Here is a 16,059-nt window from a genome sequence, read left to right as displayed (position 1 = left end):
CCAGAGAGTCGTCTCGGGCGCGACTGTCCCGCGCCCGCTGGCTTATCGCGCGGCGACCTCGAGTGTTACAAGCGTTTGCACAATAGTGATGCGTCGCTCACAAACATTCCCTGGCGAAAAGTTGTAACACTCTGCCGCCAGCCGCGATTCAGATGTGGAGCAGTTGCGTAGTGAGGCGCGCTGCCAGTGAGGCTAGGGGCTTTTCCGAATGAACACCGCTCTGTCTGCCTGCCTGCCCGCGGGCGGGCTAAAGATGCTGGGCTCGTTGTGAAGCGGCGGCTACGACGACGTGACCGTGTGTGGTTGACCGCCCTCGTTGTTGTCACCGCGCTCGTCGTCGCAGTGCTCAATGCGTCCTCAGCCAGCTCTGCTCAAGGCATTACCTGCAACACGGTGCCTGCTGCAGATCTTGGTAAATGTATTAGCCGGATGCTGACCGACCCTAACGGTGCGTATTCGCCCGATCACGTTTATACCGCCGCCGAGAAGCAGCCGGTCTACGCGCCGCGGAAACTCTCGGCAGCAGCGGCCGCGACGGCCGGCTCCTGGTCTGTAGTCGCCGACTGCACGGTCGACAACTACAAGGTGAATCCGATCCATGCCAGCGTGACGAAGTCCGGCAAAGTGCTGATGACGGCCGGATCCGGCTACAGCAGGGCCAACTTCGAGCAGAAGGTCTTCAAGACCTGGCTGTGGGATCCCACCACGCCGGGGACGTGTCCGCGGGAGATCCCGATGCCGGCCAACGTCGACCTGTTCTGTTCCGGGCACTCGCACCTTCCTGACGGTCGGGTGCTGTTCTTCGGCGGCACTGGCCACTACGCGAACAGCGAGCTCTACTACACCGGCATTCGCGAGGCCTTCGCGTTCGACGACGTCACCGAGACGTTCACCCCGATGGGCCTCATGAACGTTGCCCGCTGGTACCCGAACGGACCGGTCAACGCCGTTGGCAATCCCATCGTCGTCAGTGGGTTGGACGACGCAGGCAAGGTGACCTCGACCAACGAGATGTTCAACTCGGCCACCGGCCAGTGGACGAAGCTCCCAGGCACCAGGATCTTTCCCCTGTACGCCGGGATGGTGCTGAGGAAGAACGGCACACTGTGCTACTCCGGCACCAACATGGGCGGAAAGGCAGGCGCATCGCCTGGCTGCTGGAACTGGACGAACAACGCCTGGTATCCGATCCCTGGCCTGCTCTATCCGGACTGCCGGGACCAGGCGAACACGCTCTTGCTGTATCCGGCCCAGGCGCAGAAGTTCATGGTGATCGGCGGTGGATGCGGAACCGGTACCACCGGAACCACGGCGACCGTCGACATGAACGCGGCCTCGCTCAAGTTCACCAACGGCCCTTACGTGGGATTCGCGGCGATGCACAGTTGCGCGACAGTGCTGCCCGACAAGTCCGCCTTCGTTGCCGGCGGCGCCGACCACAACAAGAACCCCCGCCTGCAGGCAGCCCGGCTCCCCGCCGGCGCGACGGCCTGGGAGCAGGTGGCCAGCCCCACGGTGCCTCGGATGTATCACAGCTCGTGTCTGTTGCTGCCCGACGGATCGGTGATCACCCTGGGCACGACTGCGATGGAAGGATCCGTGGAGACACGGTTCGAGGTCTACAAGCCCTGGTATATGCAGCCCGGGTCACCCGCCCGCCCAGCGATCACGAATGTCGCGACGACGCTGAAGCTCGGCGCCACCGTGCCGGTGACCTTCAGTGGGCCGGCTTCGGTGACAGGTGCCAGCCTCCAGCGGCTGACGTCTACCACCCACTCGTCGGATCCGAACCAGCGCTCGGTCGATGTGCCGGTGACCGCTACGGCGAACTGGAACCAGAAAACCCTCAAGATCGAAGCCAACCGGGGGATTCTCCCGCCGGGGATGTACATGTTGTCGCTGCGGGACTATCGCAACATCCCGTCGAAGTCCGTGATCGTCCGCGTCGTCGAGGACACGGTCAGAAGCACGACTACGGCCAAGGGAGGTTCGCCGGCCGCCGCACCTCTGCCTGCCGCCGCACCGCTCCCGGCCGCCGCACCTGTGGCGGCTGCGGGAGCTCCGGCCTCCGGACCTCTCCTCACCGTGAGCGCTTCCTCCGCAGCCTGCTGCTGCGACTGCGGAAGCGGCTGCTGCTGAGCAACCCGGCAAGGGTGGCGGCGAGCCTCATCAACTCGCCGCCACCCGCTTCTCGAGGTCAGTGGTGGTCTTCGACGAAGATGAGGGCGTCACCTACTGCTCGTTCGGGGCCGCTGGGGTGGTTGACGAGGGTGCCGCCGGCAACGGCCATGGCGGTGGAGCCGCCGCCGTCGAGGTTGATGGCGTCGTACAGGCCGAGGGCGTTGGCGACTGCGGCGGTTTCGTTCATCGTCGTGCCGACGCTGGTGGTCTGGCGGCCGTCGATGGTCGCGAGCACGATCTTGCCGTCACGGGTCGTGCCGGCGATCGTGCGGGGGTTGCGGTCGAAGAAGCTGCCGGTGCCGGCCGGGACGACGACCTTTCCGCCCGCGGTGAGCCGGTAGCGGCCGGTCACACCGAAGAGGCCCGGGCGCAGCGGAACCTTGGCGCCGTCCCCGTTCGACAGGGTTGTGTCGCGCTTCAGGCAGCCATGAGCGGCCACGTTCAGCAGTGCCACCGTTTCCTTGCCGGTGGCCTGCAGCGAGGTCTGGCCGGTGGTGAGGCTCGTGCCCCGGGTCGTTGAGGTCCGTACGACGCAGCCGTGCCGGTCGAGCACGGCTTCGGCACCAGGACCGGAAGGTGTGGCGGCCGCGAACTCGGGGCTGAAGAGGACGACGTCACCAGATTCGGTGCAGGTGGTCTGGTCGGTGAGGGTGGCGCAGGAGGCCGGGATCACCGGCGGGTGGTTGATGAACTCGAGCGGCAGTTCGGCGCCGGTCCGCCGGTTCTGGACGCTGCCGGACCAGCTCAGGTGGCCCATCGCGACCTTGTTGCTGTTGGCATCGACCACGAGGTTCGCCTCGGCCGGGTCGGTCAGCGGCTCGCTCAGCAGTTTGCCGTCGAAGATGCCCAGGCCCACCGCGTCGCCGGGGTACTGGGCGCTGGCTGTGAAGGTGAAGAAGGACGCGTTGACGCCGGCCAGGGCGCCCGAGGTCCGGACGAGATCACTGGTCTTCTCGACCTTGGCGAGATCGGCCCCGTAGGTCGCCTCGAGGCGCCCCTTGGACTTGGCCGGGTCGATCGTCAGCACGTTGACGCTCCAGGGCCCACGGGTCGTGGTGTTGATCTGGTCCGCCGGCGCCGGGTCGGTGCCGCGGACGATGTGCGTCAGGGTGACGCCCTTGGCAAGAGTCTGGGTACTGCGTGTCTCGGCGAGGTTCTGGTCGCCGAGCGGAAGCCCGGCGCCGTCGGCCAGCGCGCTTCCGGTCGGAAGGATGCTCAGGGTCGCCACGGCGGCCAGCACAGTGGCGGCGACGGCGGTGCCCCGGGATGGGCGAGCGGAAAGAGTCATGCCCTCACCCTGGTCGAGCTGGAGGAATCTTTCATCCTCCGCTGTTGACCGGTAAGCGACCGACAGGTTACCGGTCATCGTTGCGCAATGCCCGCTAGCCGGTAGGTGATGTGGCCGCTGGCCGTGACGACACGACTGCCCCCGCCCGAGATCGTTGTTCGACAACGGATGCGAGAAGGGGAGGGAGGCGCCGTGAGCCTGCTTGATCTGTCGAGGTGGCAGTTCGCCATCACGATCATGTTCCACATGACGTTCCCGTCGATCACCGTCGGGCTGTCGATCTTCCTCTGCGTCCTCTACGGCCTGCACTGGAAGACAGGAAAGCCGGTCTATCTGCAGATGTTCCGGTTCTGGCGCCGGATCTTCGCGGTCGGGTTCGCGATCGGGGTGGTCGCGGGCATCGTGATCACCTTCGAGATGGGGCTCAACTGGGGTGTCTACGCGGCGCAGACCGGCCCTATCATCGCCCCGATCATCGGGATGGAGGTCGTCACCGCCTTCTCGGTGGAGGCAGGGTTCATCGGCGTCCTGCTCTACGGTGATGGCCGGGTCAGGCAAGGCACCATGTTCGCCGCGACGGTGATGGTCTCGATCGGGACGATCCTGTCCTCGACCTGGATCATCGCCGCCAACTCGTGGATGCAGACGCCGGCCGGCTACGCGATGCGTGGCGGGCAGTTCGCGCCGGCGAACTGGGTCGACGTCATCTTCAACCCGTCGTTCGTGTGGCGGTGGCCGCACATGGTGCTCGGGGTCTTGATCTCCGCCAGCTTCTTCGTCGCCGGCATCGGGGCCTACTACCTGGTCAAGCGAAGAGAGTTGGCGTTCGCTCGTCGATCGGTGTCCATCGCGCTGGGCGTCGCGGCGATCCTGCTCCCGCTCCAGGTCTTCATGGGCGACCAAGTCGCCGAACACCTGTTCGGGTCGCAGCTGTCCAAGGCGGAGGCGGCCGAGGGCAACTGGAGCAAGCCGAACACAGGCTGGGTGGTCTTCGCGATCCCCGACCAGCAGGCGAAGCGCAACATCGCGGAGCTGTCCATCCCGTGCGTGGGCAGCGCGTTCTACGGGGACCTGAGCTGCAAGACGGCCAACCCCCCGCTGGACCTGACGCCCACAGCGGACCAGCCACCGATGGCACCGGTCTTCTGGGGATTCCGGGCCATGTTCTTCGCGGCACTGTGGATGTTCGGGACGGTCTTCTACGCGACGATCCTGCGCTTCCGGCGCAAGCTCTGGACCTCGAGACGATTCCATCGGTACCTGCTGTGGACGACACCGGCGGGCATCATCGCCATTCTGGGCGGATGGGTCCTCGCGGAGAGTGGCCGCCAGCCTTGGGTCGTCTTCGGTCTGCTCCGGACCTCTGCCGCGGTCTCGCAGCTGGCGCCTGGCGAGATCTTGTTCTCCGTGCTGGGCTTCTCGCTGCTGTACCTGTCGATGTTCGTCGCCTATATCGCCTACATCGTTCGTGCTGTACGGATCGGGCCCGAGCGCGATCGCCCCCTGGCCGCCGAGCGCGATCGCGTCCTGCTCGCCGAGACGGCGGTGAGCTGATGTCGACCGTCTGGTTCCTCCTTGCTGTGCTTTGCCTGGTGATGTACGTCGTGCTCGACGGCTATGACCTGGGCATCGGCATCGCCACCCTGTTCGAGCGTGACGCAAGGTCTCGACGCGAGCTGCTCGAGCTGGTGGCCGTGGCGTGGGACGGCAACGAGACCTGGCTGGTCCTGCTGGCGGTGAGTCTCTGGGCCGGCTTTCCGTTGGCCTTCGGCACCATGCTTCCCCAGGCTTACCTCCCATTGATCATCATGCTGTTCTCGTTGATCGTCCGCGGGGTCAGCGTCGAGATGGCATCCCAGGCAGAGACCGAATCCCACTGGGAGCGACTGTTCGGCATCGCCTCGCTGGCGGCCGCGCTGGCACAAGGCGTTGTCGTCGGCACCCTCACGGAGAAGCTCACCGTCGTCAACCGCGCGTTCTCCGGTTCGCCGTTCGGAGCCCTCAGCTGGTACGCCGTACTGACCGCCGCGGCGATCACGTGCGGCTATCTGGCGCTGGGTTACGCGTACACCAAGTGGAAGGCGACCGGGGAACTGCGGGCGAGCGCGGGCCGCCGCGGCACGGTCAGCGCAGTACTCGCATCGATCCTCGCCGTGGCGTGTCTCGCCGCCGTCAACGGCACCGCAGCGCCCCTGAACCTTCATAGCCCTGGACGCGCGATCGCCTTTGCCGGGTTGCTGATCTTCGCGGCAGCCGGCGCGGTGGTGACCCTGGCGGCGTTCCGCTCCGACTCTCCTCGGTACGACGCTCTGCCGATCGCCGGGCTGGTGACCACCACGGTGGCGCTGGTCATCGCGCTGGTCGTGGCTCGTTACCCCGTGCTGGCTCCGCCCGCGCTGACGCTCGCCGACACAGCGGCTCCGGAAAGCACGCTGGTGTTTCTGGCGGTCGGGATCGGCCTGAACATGCCGTTGGTCCTCTATTACAACTGGTTCGCCCACCACACCTTCAAGGGCAAGCTGTCCATCGCCCCCCACGACCTTGACGTGTCCGACGCCTTGCCAGGGAGCCAACCATGAGTACCGAACCCCAGCTCGTACGGCGGCCCCTCGTCGTAGCCCGCCGACTCATCACCCGAGTGGTGCAGATCCTTCTGGGTGTCATCGGCGGCGCGATCTGCTTCTTCGTCTCGCAGGGCGTGTTCGCCGGCTACCCGAAGTATCACACCTATCTGCTGACCATCATCGGCGTGATTCTCATCGCCACGACCGGCGCCGTTGCCTGGTTCATCGACGAACGCAGAGACGACGCCGATGGCTGAGCAGGGTGACGCCGCGACGCTGTCCGAGCATCGCCGCAGCTGGCTCGCGACTGCGGCTGTGCCTGGGCGTACGCCGCTGCGGATCGCCGCCACCTGCCAGGTGTTCGAGACGATGTTCACCGTGGTCCAGTGGTCAGCGCTGGCGTGGATCGCTCAAGGTGTGCTGGTACGCCGGGCGCAACCCACCCTGGTCGAGCTGGGTGTCCTGTTCGGCGGCGGTTTCCTCGCAGGCATGGCGACGTGGGGCGCAGCACGATTTCAGGCGATCGGCCGGCAACGGATCGCCCGCGCCATCCGGCACCGCCTGGTGGCCGGGCTACTGCCCTCGCGTGAGCGGCGCGGTGAACTAGACGCCGCACAGGCGGCACTGGCGACCATCGAGTTGACCGACGACATTGCCGACCACCACGCCCAGGCGGTTCCTCAGCGTCTGTCCGCTCCTGTGTCGATGGTCGTGATCTTCCTCGTCACCGCGGCGGTGCAGTGGCCGGCCGCGGTGATCCTGCTTGTCTCGAGCTTGCTGATCCCCCTGAACCTGCGCCTCGCCGGAGTGCTCGCCAAGGAAGGTGCTGACGAAGGGCTGGCCACCAGCAACCGGCTCGGAGCTGTTGTGCTCGACAGCTTCCGCGGGCTGCGCACGCTGCAGAGCATCGGCGCCCTGGAGCCCCGCCGCGACGAGCTCGCCGGCGCGGCGGGCCGGCTGAACGCGACCACCATGGCGACCGTACGGCGAGCGTTCCTGTCCGGTTCCGTGATGGACGTCGTCATCACCTTCTCGATCGCGGTCAACGCCACCTACATCGGCCTGTCGCTCCTCGGGTATGTCCGGCTGGGCGCCGCGCCGGCTATGACGCTGTCCAGCGGGCTGCTGGCGCTCCTGCTGTGTCCCATGTACTTCCAGCCTTTTCGCGCGATGGCGGCGGCGTATCACACGAGGGAGCGAGCGCTGGCGGCCGTGCCGACGATCGTCGCGCTCCTCTCCGAGGCTGAGGCGGCGCAGGGCGTCGGCGAACGCTCAGCGCCGCAGCTTGCCGGACCTGTGGCGGTTGTCCTCGAGGACGTGACCTACTGCTTCCGCGACTCGGAGGAACCGGTAGTCAACGGCATCGCCATGACGATCGAGCCCGGCAGCTGGACAGCGATCGCGGGGCCATCCGGCGTAGGCAAGACGACCCTGCTGTCGCTGATCGCCGGCGCGCGTGAACCGACCAAGGGAACCGTGCAGTGGATCACCGCCACGGGGCGGACACCGCCGCACCTCGGTGGTTGTAGCTGGATCGGCCAGCAGACGGTGCTTCTGCCCGCGTCCATCAGCGACAACATTCGCATCGGACGACCGACTGCCGGCCAGGCCGAGGTCGAGCGCGCGGTCGCCGCGGCAGGGCTGGCCGATGTCGTAGCACGCCTGCCCGAAGGACTGGACACACAACTGGGTGAAGGCGGCACCGGTCTGTCGACGGGTGAGGGTCGTCGCATCGCCATCGCCCGTGCCTTCCTGAGCGATACCGAGCTCTGGGTTCTCGATGAGCCGACCGCCCACCTCGATCCCGACGCCGAGGCGCGGGTGATCGACGCGCTCCACCAGGCCACGCAAGGCCGGACGGTCGTCGTGGCGACTCACTCGGCGGCGCTCGCCCGCTCGGCCGATACCGTGCTCAACATCGCCGGCGGGACCATCCGGGCCACCCGGAGAGCGATCCCGGCATGAATCCGATCGCGAGGCAGGAGACCCGGAGCGGACAGGGCAACACCCTCGTGTCGGTCACCGGGCTGATCCTTGCGGTCCTTGCCGAGAGCTGCTCGGTCGGGCTCGTTGGGCTCTCGGCATGGTTCATCGCCAGCTCGGCTATCGCGGGAGCCAGCGCGTACAGCGTCTTCTCCTACCTCGCGCCCAGCGGCGGCGTGCGAGCCTTCGCAGTGGGCAGGATCGCGACGAACTACGCCAACCGGGTGGCCCTGCACTCGGCAGCCCTGCAGCGGATCAGCGCTGCTCGACTTAGGTTCTACGATCGCGCCGCTGCCGACCCCAGTCATCACGGGACCTGGTCCGGTCAGTCCTTGGATCGCGTGATGGCCGACGCCGACACCTCAGGCATGTCGCTCATCCGCGCTACAGCACCCACGATCGTGGCCGTGGCGATGACCGCAGGCGGTTGCGTGGCGATCGTGCTCGTGGGCTATCCCTTGGTGGCGATGGTCCTGGCGGTTGCCGCCGTTGTCTGTGCCGCGCTGGCGATCTTCACGGCGCACAGCGTGGACGACGGGAGTCGTACCCGCAGCTTCCTGCGCACCGAGCTCGTCACCGCAGTCGAGGCCTGGCCCGAGCTGGCGTCACTGGGCGCCGCAGACCAACTCGCGCATCGCACGCTCCGACGCCTTGCCACCTTTGAAGGTCACCGCTTCGAACACGCGCTGACGAGTGCCCGCACGCAGGGCGCCGCCCGCGCCATGACTGGCGTCGCCTTGCTGATCACGGTCGTACTGGTCGGGGCACGGGGCGCACCAGTCTCGACGCTCGTCCTCCTCGCTCTGCTCGTGGCCGGCGTGATGATCAACGCCGAACGCCTCGGCGCCGCCGCCGAAGCGTGGGCCCTTGCCGATCAGGCTGGTGAACGTCTGACTTCCGTCGCCGGTGACGAGGACCGCCGACCCAGCCGCGCCCCCGTCCTGCGGGCGAGCTATGACGGCAACCTGCTGACCGTGCCGTCCTACTGGCTGCCCGACGCGCCAACGCGGAACGCACGCCGGCTCGCTTTCGCCGTCGCGGCGGGCCGGACGCTGATCGTGACCGGCGCCTCCGGGAGCGGCAAGACCACGCTCCTCGACGCACTCGCGACAGAGCTCCGGCGGCCTGCGATCCAGCCCAGACCGCGGGTGGTGACCGCCGTACTGGCGGATGACTACCTGTTCACCGGAACAGTCGGCTCCAACGTTCGTCTGGCCAACGCCACGGCAAGCGACGACGAGATCGAAGAGCTGCTGACCAGCATGTTGCTGGACCGCAGCGGAATCGAGCCGAACACCAAGGTCGGTGTCGATGGACGTGCTCTGTCGGGCGGCGAGCAGCGCCGTCTCCACATCGCCCGCGCCCTCGCCACACGACCCGACGTGCTGCTCATCGACGAACCGACGACGGGCCTCGACACCAGCACTGCGAGCGACGTACTGGTCGCCGTACGCCGTCGGCTGCCCGACGCAGTGCTCGTACTGGCAATGCATGAGCTCCCCGCAAACTCAGCCGCCCTAGGCCCCGCGTGGTCCACCGTCTCCCTGGACTAGGCGGGACTAGGGCGGGTCCTCCCCGTCGGCTTAGAGAGTGCTGAGAGTGATGCGGGTGTTGCTTGGCTTCGGTGCCACCATCAGTAAGTGCCGTGCATAGGTATGTCTTCTCGCGCGCGCCACTGGACGCGGGTCGTGGCGCTGGGGCTCGGCACGCTGATCGGTGTGTTCGCGGTGGCGTCGCCCGCGAATGCCGCACCCAGCGGCCCGCCGCCCGGGTTCGAGCACGCGGCGGCGACCGCGGGTGGACAGGTGGTCGTCGCTGGGGTCGGGGGACTGTCCTGGGCGGATCTCTCGGCGAGCGCGACGCCGAACCTGTGGCGGCTGTTTGACCATGCCTCGGCCGCGGCTCTGTCAGTCCGTACCGTGCAGCTGTCCACCTGTCCGGCCGATGGCTGGCTGACGGTCAACACGGGCGTCCGGGCCACGTTGCCCCGGCCCGGATCGGGCGGGTGCGCACCTATCCCCAAGCCACAACGGGCCGGCGGCGGCGCTGACGTGCCCGGCTGGAACGGGCTCGGCGCCTACAACGCGCAGTTTTCCTACGATCCGCAGCTCGGTCTGTTGGCAGGCGCCGCGGCCCAACGCGGTTGCACGAGCGCGGTCGGTCCGGGCGGCGCCATCGCCCTGGCCGATCAGGGCGGCCATGTTCAGCGCTACGCCGCGACGCTGGCAGGGGCAGACCTCGCCGCGTGTCCCCTCACCGTGATCGACCTCGGCTCCCTGCCCCCGCAGTTCGGTGCCGATCGTTCGAACGCGGTACGCCAGGCCGATGCCGCGATCGGCCGGGTGGAGACGGCGGCGCCCCAGGCGCAACTGCTGGTCGCCGGGCTCTCCGACAGTTCGGCCGTCCCGCAACTCCGGATGGTGCTGGCTCGCGGTGACAGCTACCGCGGCGGTTGGCTCACGGCGAGCTCCACACGTCACGACGGCCTGGTCCAGCTCACCGACCTGACTCCGACCATCCTCGCTGCGCTCGGCAGCAACGCGCCGCCCCGGGCGGTGGGCTCCGTACTGCGAAGCGTTCCCGGCCGCCCGGCAGACAAAGCTGAGGCCGTGCGGCGACTGCGCGACTACGACATCGCTGCGCAGACGATCGATGCCAATGTCACCCAGTTCTACTGGCTCCTGGCGCTCGGCGAGGTGATCGCCTGCGGGCTGCTCATTCTCGCTCGCCGCTCGACGCAACGCCATCGGCGATGGATCAGGGTGACCAGTGCGGCGAAGTGGCTCGTCTTGTTCTTCGCGGCACTACCGGTCTCCTCGTTCCTGGCCAACGTCGTGCCCTGGTGGCGCTCGCAGCACCCCGGCGGCGTGCTGTGGGCCGCGTTGCTTGGCTGGGCGGTTCTCATCGGCGGGCTGGCTGTCACCGGGCCATGGCGGCGGCAGACGTTCGGGCCTGTCGGGTTCCTTGCCGCGATAACAGCGTCGGTGCTCGCGGTGGACGTGGTCACCGGGTCACGGCTGCAGCTGTCCAGTCTGTGGGGCCTGTCGCCACTGGATGCCGGCCGCTTCTACGGACTCGGCAACGTGGCGTTCGCCGCCTTCGCAGTGACTGCCCTGGTCGCCGCAGCCTGGGCGGCAACCACTCTGATCAGGCAGGGCCGTCGCCGCGCCGCCGCTGTGACTGTTGCGATGATCGGCGTCGTAGCAGTCGCGGTCGACGGCTGGCCGTCCTTCGGGGCCGACTTCGGCGGAGTACTCGCCCTGATCCCAGGCTTCGCCTTGCTGACCGCCGGTGTCGGGGGCCTCCGGGTGACACTGCGCAGGGCCGTGCTGGTGGCCGTCGCGGCGCTCGCTGCCGGCGGCACGATCGCCGGTCTTGACTGGGCCCGGCCACCCGCGAGCCGTTCACATCTCGGCAGGTTCGTCCAGCAGGCGCTCGACGGGGGCATCGGCACCATCCTTCGCCGCAAGCTCGACGCCAACCTGCAGGTCTTCGCCCAACGCCCAGCGCTTGGTCTGCTGGTGCTTGGACTGCTCATCGCCACGACAGTCGCCGTCGCCTGGCCGCAGCGGCTGGGTGTCACCGGGCTCATCACCGCCTACGCCGCGGAGCCGGTCTTGCGATCCTGCCTCGCAGCCTGCCTGCTGACCGCGGTCGTCGGACTTGTGGTCAACGACTCCGGCATCATCATCCCGGGCATAGCTCTCGCGGTCGCCTTACCACTCGTCGTGAGCGTCTGGCCTACCGCGGCGCGGCCTGCCTCACCCGTCGCGGACGCGCGACAGCCGGTTCGAATCGCCTGACTGTCGAACCCGCCGCTCCCGCCACCAGGGAACGATCCGCTCCAGCGGGGCGAAGGCGAGCCAGCAGATCACCGTCGGCAGGAAGTGGATGCCCAGGATCACCGTGTTCGCCAAGTGGAACCCGAGGAAGAAAAGCGCCCCGAGCAACTGCCAGCGACCGCGCAACCACAGGACCGCCGGCGAGAGGAACTCCCCGATGATCCCGACCCACTGCATGACGTGCAGCATCCACGGGTGCTCCAGCAGCCACAGCCCGACCGGGTTCGGCCGCCGCACGATCGCCCAGGTCAGGATCGCGCTGTTCGGCCAAGCCAGGGTCCAGCCCGCACCTCGCAGCTTGGCGATCGCCGAGAGGAAGTACGTCGCGATCACCGCGATCTGGATACACCGGATCGCCCAGCCGGCCGCCTCCGACTGCGTCTGGTCCGCGTACGGCGAGCGCACGCGGGCCTTGTTGGGCGCGACCGTCGGAAGGACCCAGAGCGCGACGACGAGAGCAAGGTGGTCGTGGTCCACCTTGCCGTCGCTCATCCCGATCAACACCCACCAGGTGAACGCCGGAGCGACCACCCAACCGGCGATCCGCGGCAACCTGTTGGAGGCAGCCACCAGACAGGCCACGATCAGTACGAAGTACAAGGCTGTCGTGTTCGCCACCGACGGCTTCGGCAGGTCGAAGAGGCGGGCGAGGAACAGCGGTTGGTACAGCCCGGGGTGCTCACCCTTCAGGCGGGTGTCGCGCACGAAGGCGTGCATGTCGAGGATGACGAACAGGTAGAGGATCGTGCGGAGCCAGGCGATCCGGGCCAGCGCGATCGGCGGAGTGAACCAGCCGGCCGCCCGAACAGCGAGGCCCTGCGCGCGGCTCATCGGCGGACCTGCCAGGTCGCCAGTACCTCGGACGTCGGCGGGCCGTGAACGCGCCCACGGACGAGCTTGGTGGTGTCGCGGATCAGTTCCAGCTTCAGGTACTGCGGCTTGTCCGGGTGCTTCTTCGCCCAGCCGTCCGCAACCGCCTGCAGCTTGGACGGATCCGCGGCGATCTCCCCGGTCCGCGCCTCGATCTCGGCCCGGGCGATGCCGGCGCCCCCGATCTCGAGCGGTACGTCGACAGTGGTGCCGGCGTCGGTTCGCGCGCTGATCCGGATGGAGGTGATCGAGGCGTCGGCGGCCACCGAGCCGGCGTACTGCGACATCGGGCCGAACGGCCAGACGTCATCGGTGGCCCGCACCGACCCGTTCACCAGCAACGCGAGGCCGGCCAGCGCCACCGCAACGCGGACGATCCGCCCGATGCCGCCAAGCCGTCTCTGCCGCACTGTCACGTCGGTCATTAGACACCAGCGGGATTTCCGCCTGGCGTGATGAGCGCTGGGACGGCCTTCGCCGGCTCAGCGGTTGAGGTGGTCGGGCCAGTCGGGTGGGACTCGGCCGTCGGGGCCGGGGACGGGCTGCTCCAGGGGGTGGTGCTGGGGATCGGCGAGGGGCGGGCCGCCGTCGTACATCGCCTCTTCGGGGTAGCTCCAGAACCATTCTTCGCCCGGCTCATAGCTGCGGATGATGGGGTGGCCGAAGGTGGCCGCGTGAGCGGAGGCGTGCTGTTCCGGGGAGGAGTCGCAGCAGCCGATGTGGCCGCATTGGGCGCAGCGGCGGAGGTGGAACCACCAGCCGGGCGGGTTGGCTGACTCGCAGTCGGCGCAACCCGGTCCGCTGGGTACCGCGCTGGGGTCGATCCCATCCATGACAGCACTCCTCGAATCCATCGGGTCGATGACAACTCCGACCTTACGAGCTTTGCCGCCGTCTACGAGCTTCGCCGCCGTCAAGGAGTTGGTCGCCAACACGCCACTGAGCGAGGGGTTGCGGTCCGACGTACCGGGCACGATGCGGCCGCTGGCGCGGACGTTCCAGGATCCGGCGATCTGGTCGGCCTGGGGTCACCTCGCCCACAGTCAGCACGCTTCAAACAGGTGAATCCCCACAAATTGGGTGCGGGGCGTGCACGCAAGGCGCGGCTGCCGATGGCCGCGCGGTCCCGCCACCCTTGAGACACCTTTCCTTGCCGGCTGCTCGTCGTCTGCCGGCGGGGCATTCATCAGGGGGGAACGACATGAGGAAGACCGCGCTCGGAATCACCGGGCGGAGGGGGCGGGTCGTCGTCGCCGGCATGCTGGTTGCCGGCATCGCATTGATCGGGCCATTCACAGCCGAGGTCGCCAACGCCGCCGTACCGGCGTTTCCGGACAACATCACCATCTTTCCCGACCGCGACTTCATCTCGATCGACGGCTTCGCCGAGCACGCCGGTGAACAGATCACCATCGAGGTCCGGCGTCCGGCCGTCGGCCTGGTCGGTTCGGCCATCGGTACGACCGCCTCGGCCGCCTCGATCGCGGCGGGCAACCCGGCGATCGAGGTCAACCACCCGGGCGGTATCTGCTGGGGCGCGGGCGGCGGCCTGCAGGTGACGCCGGACATCCGCGCCGGTGACGTGGTCTCGCTCAAGTTCGCCGGCACCGTCGTCGCCGACACCACCACCTTGGACGCCGCGGTCACCGGTGGCACCCTGACCAACCCGACCACCCTCGTGGTCGAGGGGCGGCTCGGTCCCGCGGTGGATCCGACCTTCGTCGAGCAGCGCATCGTCGAACCTGCCCTGCGGGACACCGAGATCGGCCGCCGCGACATCCGTGCGGTCCCCGGTCCGCTCGTGGCAGCGCCGAGGGGCGGCTACTCGTCGGGACTGGATGTTGCTGGGGGCAACTTTACCGCGACGTACGAGTTCCTGACCCCGGAGGCGGCCGACATCGCGCTCGGTGGCGGGTTCCGGGCGATGGCCTGGCAGGACCAGGATGCCGATGGCAACCGCCAGGGTGTGACGATCAGCGAGTTCGGCGAGGTCGGCGGACCCGGCATGGGTGGCTGTCCCGCCGGACCGGTCCAGCAGGGACCGGCGTCGCCCACCAATGTCAGCGCGGACCAGAACGGTGACAACGTCTCTGTGACCTGGACGCAGGCGGTCCAGACGCCGGGCTCGGCGCCGATCCTCGGCTACACAGTCAGGGCCGTCGACCAGTTGAGCACGAACGGTTCGCAGGCCGAGATCGGCCGGCGCATCAACGACCCGGACGCCCACGCGGCGACCTTGCCGACCACGCTGGCCGGTAAGCGGATCGAGGTCCGGGCGTTCAGCGAGACCGGTGAGTCCTGGCCGCCCGCGGTGCCCGGAAACACTCCGTCGGGCGACGTCACCGCGCCGACCGTCACCGCGGCCCCGGCCGGCGGCTTCTACACAGCGGACGTGAGCGTGGCGCTCAGCGCGAACGAAGCGGGCTCGCAGATCTACTACACGCTCGACGGTTCGGACCCGCTGGAGGCCGGTACCGCCGGCCCGTCGGCGAACGTGTACTCCGCGCCGATCGACCTCGCCGCGGCCTCCGGTCCGGTGACCCTGCGCTACGTCGCGTTCGATCCCGCGGGTAACGCGTCCCTGGCCAAGGTGGACAAGTACACCTTCGGTGCGGAGCAGGCACCTGCTGCGCCCACCGGGGTGACAGCTCAACCGTTGAACGGGGCCGCCACGGTCCGCTGGAGCGCGCCCGCCAATCCCGGCACCTCGCCGATCACCGGCTACAAGGTGACAGCGACACCGGCAGCCGGCGCACCGCTCGAGCAGAACTCCGGAGCGAGCACGTCGACGACGCAACTGAACGGCCTGGCCAACGGCACCTCGTACGCCGTGACCGTGGCCGCGGTGAACGCCGTCGGCTCGGGCGATCCGTCGAATCCGGTCACCGTCACCCCGGTGGCACCGGCTGTCGACACGCTCGCGGTGACCTTCTCCAAGTGGAAGAGCGGCGATCTGCGGATGGACGGGACCGGCAACATCGCCGGCGCCTCGCTGACCTTCCGGTCGGGGTCGGCCACCGGCACGGTGTTCGCCAGCAACGTGATCGTCCAGCCACCGGCCGCCGGGACCATCAACGGCACCTGGTCGATCCGGGTCCGGGCCGGCAGCGCGGCCACCCGGAACCCCTCGCCTGTGTTCATCTCCTCCGACAAGGGCGGCACCCTCGGGCCCCTGACCGTTCCGAACTGATCCGGCCTCCGAGGAGCAGCCGGCGCGCCTCCGCCGGCTGCTCAACCGATCGACCTGAGCTTCCGTGGGGGAAACAAGCCGGCGGGCTGGCGCCGGCTGCTCAGTATCACCGTGACCTTCTTTTCCGTGGGGGAAAACAAG

At 68.3% G+C, this 16,059-nt stretch carries 13 protein-coding genes; 9 read left to right on the top strand and 4 right to left on the bottom strand.

Annotation, left to right across the window (positions count from 1 at the left end):
- Positions 1 to 429 precede the first annotated feature (429 nt).
- Positions 430 to 2,139: a galactose oxidase early set domain-containing protein gene (locus ABD210_RS29250; protein ID WP_344115816.1), complete on the top strand. Its 1,710-nt coding sequence runs from the start codon at positions 430 to 432 to the stop codon at positions 2,137 to 2,139.
- A 58-nt stretch (positions 2,140 to 2,197) separates the two neighbouring features.
- Here the strand turns inward: ABD210_RS29250 and ABD210_RS29245 are convergent, their stop codons facing one another.
- Positions 2,198 to 3,469, bottom strand: coding sequence for a phosphodiester glycosidase family protein (locus ABD210_RS29245; RefSeq protein ID WP_344115814.1), 1,272 nt, complete (start codon positions 3,467 to 3,469; stop codon positions 2,198 to 2,200).
- 192 nt (positions 3,470 to 3,661) lie between these two features.
- Here ABD210_RS29245 and ABD210_RS29240 point away from each other — a divergent pair, with 192 nt between their 5' ends.
- From ABD210_RS29240 to ABD210_RS29215, 6 genes are all read left to right on the top strand, one after another.
- Positions 3,662 to 5,023 (top strand): cytochrome ubiquinol oxidase subunit I, encoded by a 1,362-nt coding sequence (locus ABD210_RS29240; RefSeq protein ID WP_344115813.1) that lies wholly within the window; start codon positions 3,662 to 3,664, stop codon positions 5,021 to 5,023.
- Positions 5,023 to 6,048 (top strand): cytochrome d ubiquinol oxidase subunit II, encoded by a 1,026-nt coding sequence (locus ABD210_RS29235; protein WP_344115811.1) that lies wholly within the window; start codon positions 5,023 to 5,025, stop codon positions 6,046 to 6,048. Before ABD210_RS29240 ends, ABD210_RS29235 begins: the two co-directional genes overlap by 1 nt.
- Positions 6,045 to 6,290 (top strand): hypothetical protein, encoded by a 246-nt coding sequence (locus tag ABD210_RS29230; protein WP_344115809.1) that lies wholly within the window; start codon positions 6,045 to 6,047, stop codon positions 6,288 to 6,290. Before ABD210_RS29235 ends, ABD210_RS29230 begins: the two co-directional genes overlap by 4 nt.
- Positions 6,283 to 7,998, top strand: coding sequence for an ABC transporter ATP-binding protein/permease (locus ABD210_RS29225; RefSeq protein WP_344115808.1), 1,716 nt, complete (start codon positions 6,283 to 6,285; stop codon positions 7,996 to 7,998). Before ABD210_RS29230 ends, ABD210_RS29225 begins: the two co-directional genes overlap by 8 nt.
- A complete protein-coding gene (locus ABD210_RS29220) occupies positions 7,995 to 9,569 on the top strand; it encodes an ATP-binding cassette domain-containing protein (RefSeq protein WP_344115806.1) in 1,575 nt (524 codons plus the stop codon). The genes ABD210_RS29225 and ABD210_RS29220 overlap by 4 nt, the downstream gene beginning before the upstream one ends.
- A 102-nt stretch (positions 9,570 to 9,671) precedes the next feature.
- A complete protein-coding gene (locus ABD210_RS29215; protein WP_344115804.1) occupies positions 9,672 to 11,819 on the top strand; it encodes a hypothetical protein in 2,148 nt (715 codons plus the stop codon).
- Here the strand turns inward: ABD210_RS29215 and ABD210_RS29210 are convergent.
- The 3 genes from ABD210_RS29210 to ABD210_RS29200 form a co-directional block, all read right to left on the bottom strand.
- On the bottom strand, positions 11,778 to 12,689 hold the full coding sequence (locus ABD210_RS29210; RefSeq protein WP_344115803.1) for an HTTM domain-containing protein: 912 nt from the start codon (positions 12,687 to 12,689) through the stop codon (positions 11,778 to 11,780). The two genes, ABD210_RS29215 and ABD210_RS29210, sit on opposite strands and share 42 nt — an antisense overlap.
- Entirely contained in the window at positions 12,686 to 13,144 is a 459-nt protein-coding gene (locus ABD210_RS29205) for a hypothetical protein (protein ID WP_344115801.1), read from the bottom strand. Before ABD210_RS29205 ends, ABD210_RS29210 begins: the two co-directional genes overlap by 4 nt.
- A 66-nt stretch (positions 13,145 to 13,210) precedes the next feature.
- Positions 13,211 to 13,561: a UBP-type zinc finger domain-containing protein gene (locus ABD210_RS29200; protein ID WP_344115800.1), complete on the bottom strand. Its 351-nt coding sequence runs from the start codon at positions 13,559 to 13,561 to the stop codon at positions 13,211 to 13,213.
- 28 nt (positions 13,562 to 13,589) lie between these two features.
- On the opposite strand from ABD210_RS29200, the gene ABD210_RS29195 reads away from it, so the two are divergent.
- Positions 13,590 to 13,793, top strand: coding sequence for a hypothetical protein (locus ABD210_RS29195; protein ID WP_344115798.1), 204 nt, complete (start codon positions 13,590 to 13,592; stop codon positions 13,791 to 13,793).
- Between the two features lie 136 nt (positions 13,794 to 13,929).
- Positions 13,930 to 15,918, top strand: a complete 1,989-nt coding sequence (locus ABD210_RS29190; protein WP_344115796.1) for a fibronectin type III domain-containing protein — start codon at positions 13,930 to 13,932, stop codon at positions 15,916 to 15,918.
- The last annotated feature ends 141 nt before the right edge of the window (positions 15,919 to 16,059 follow it).

It is taken from the genome of Kribbella alba, assembly GCF_039529635.1.
Taxonomy (GTDB): domain Bacteria; phylum Actinomycetota; class Actinomycetes; order Propionibacteriales; family Kribbellaceae; genus Kribbella; species Kribbella alba.
Note: the sequence above shows the minus strand (reverse complement) of the source record. Positions and strands in the feature narration are given on the sequence as shown.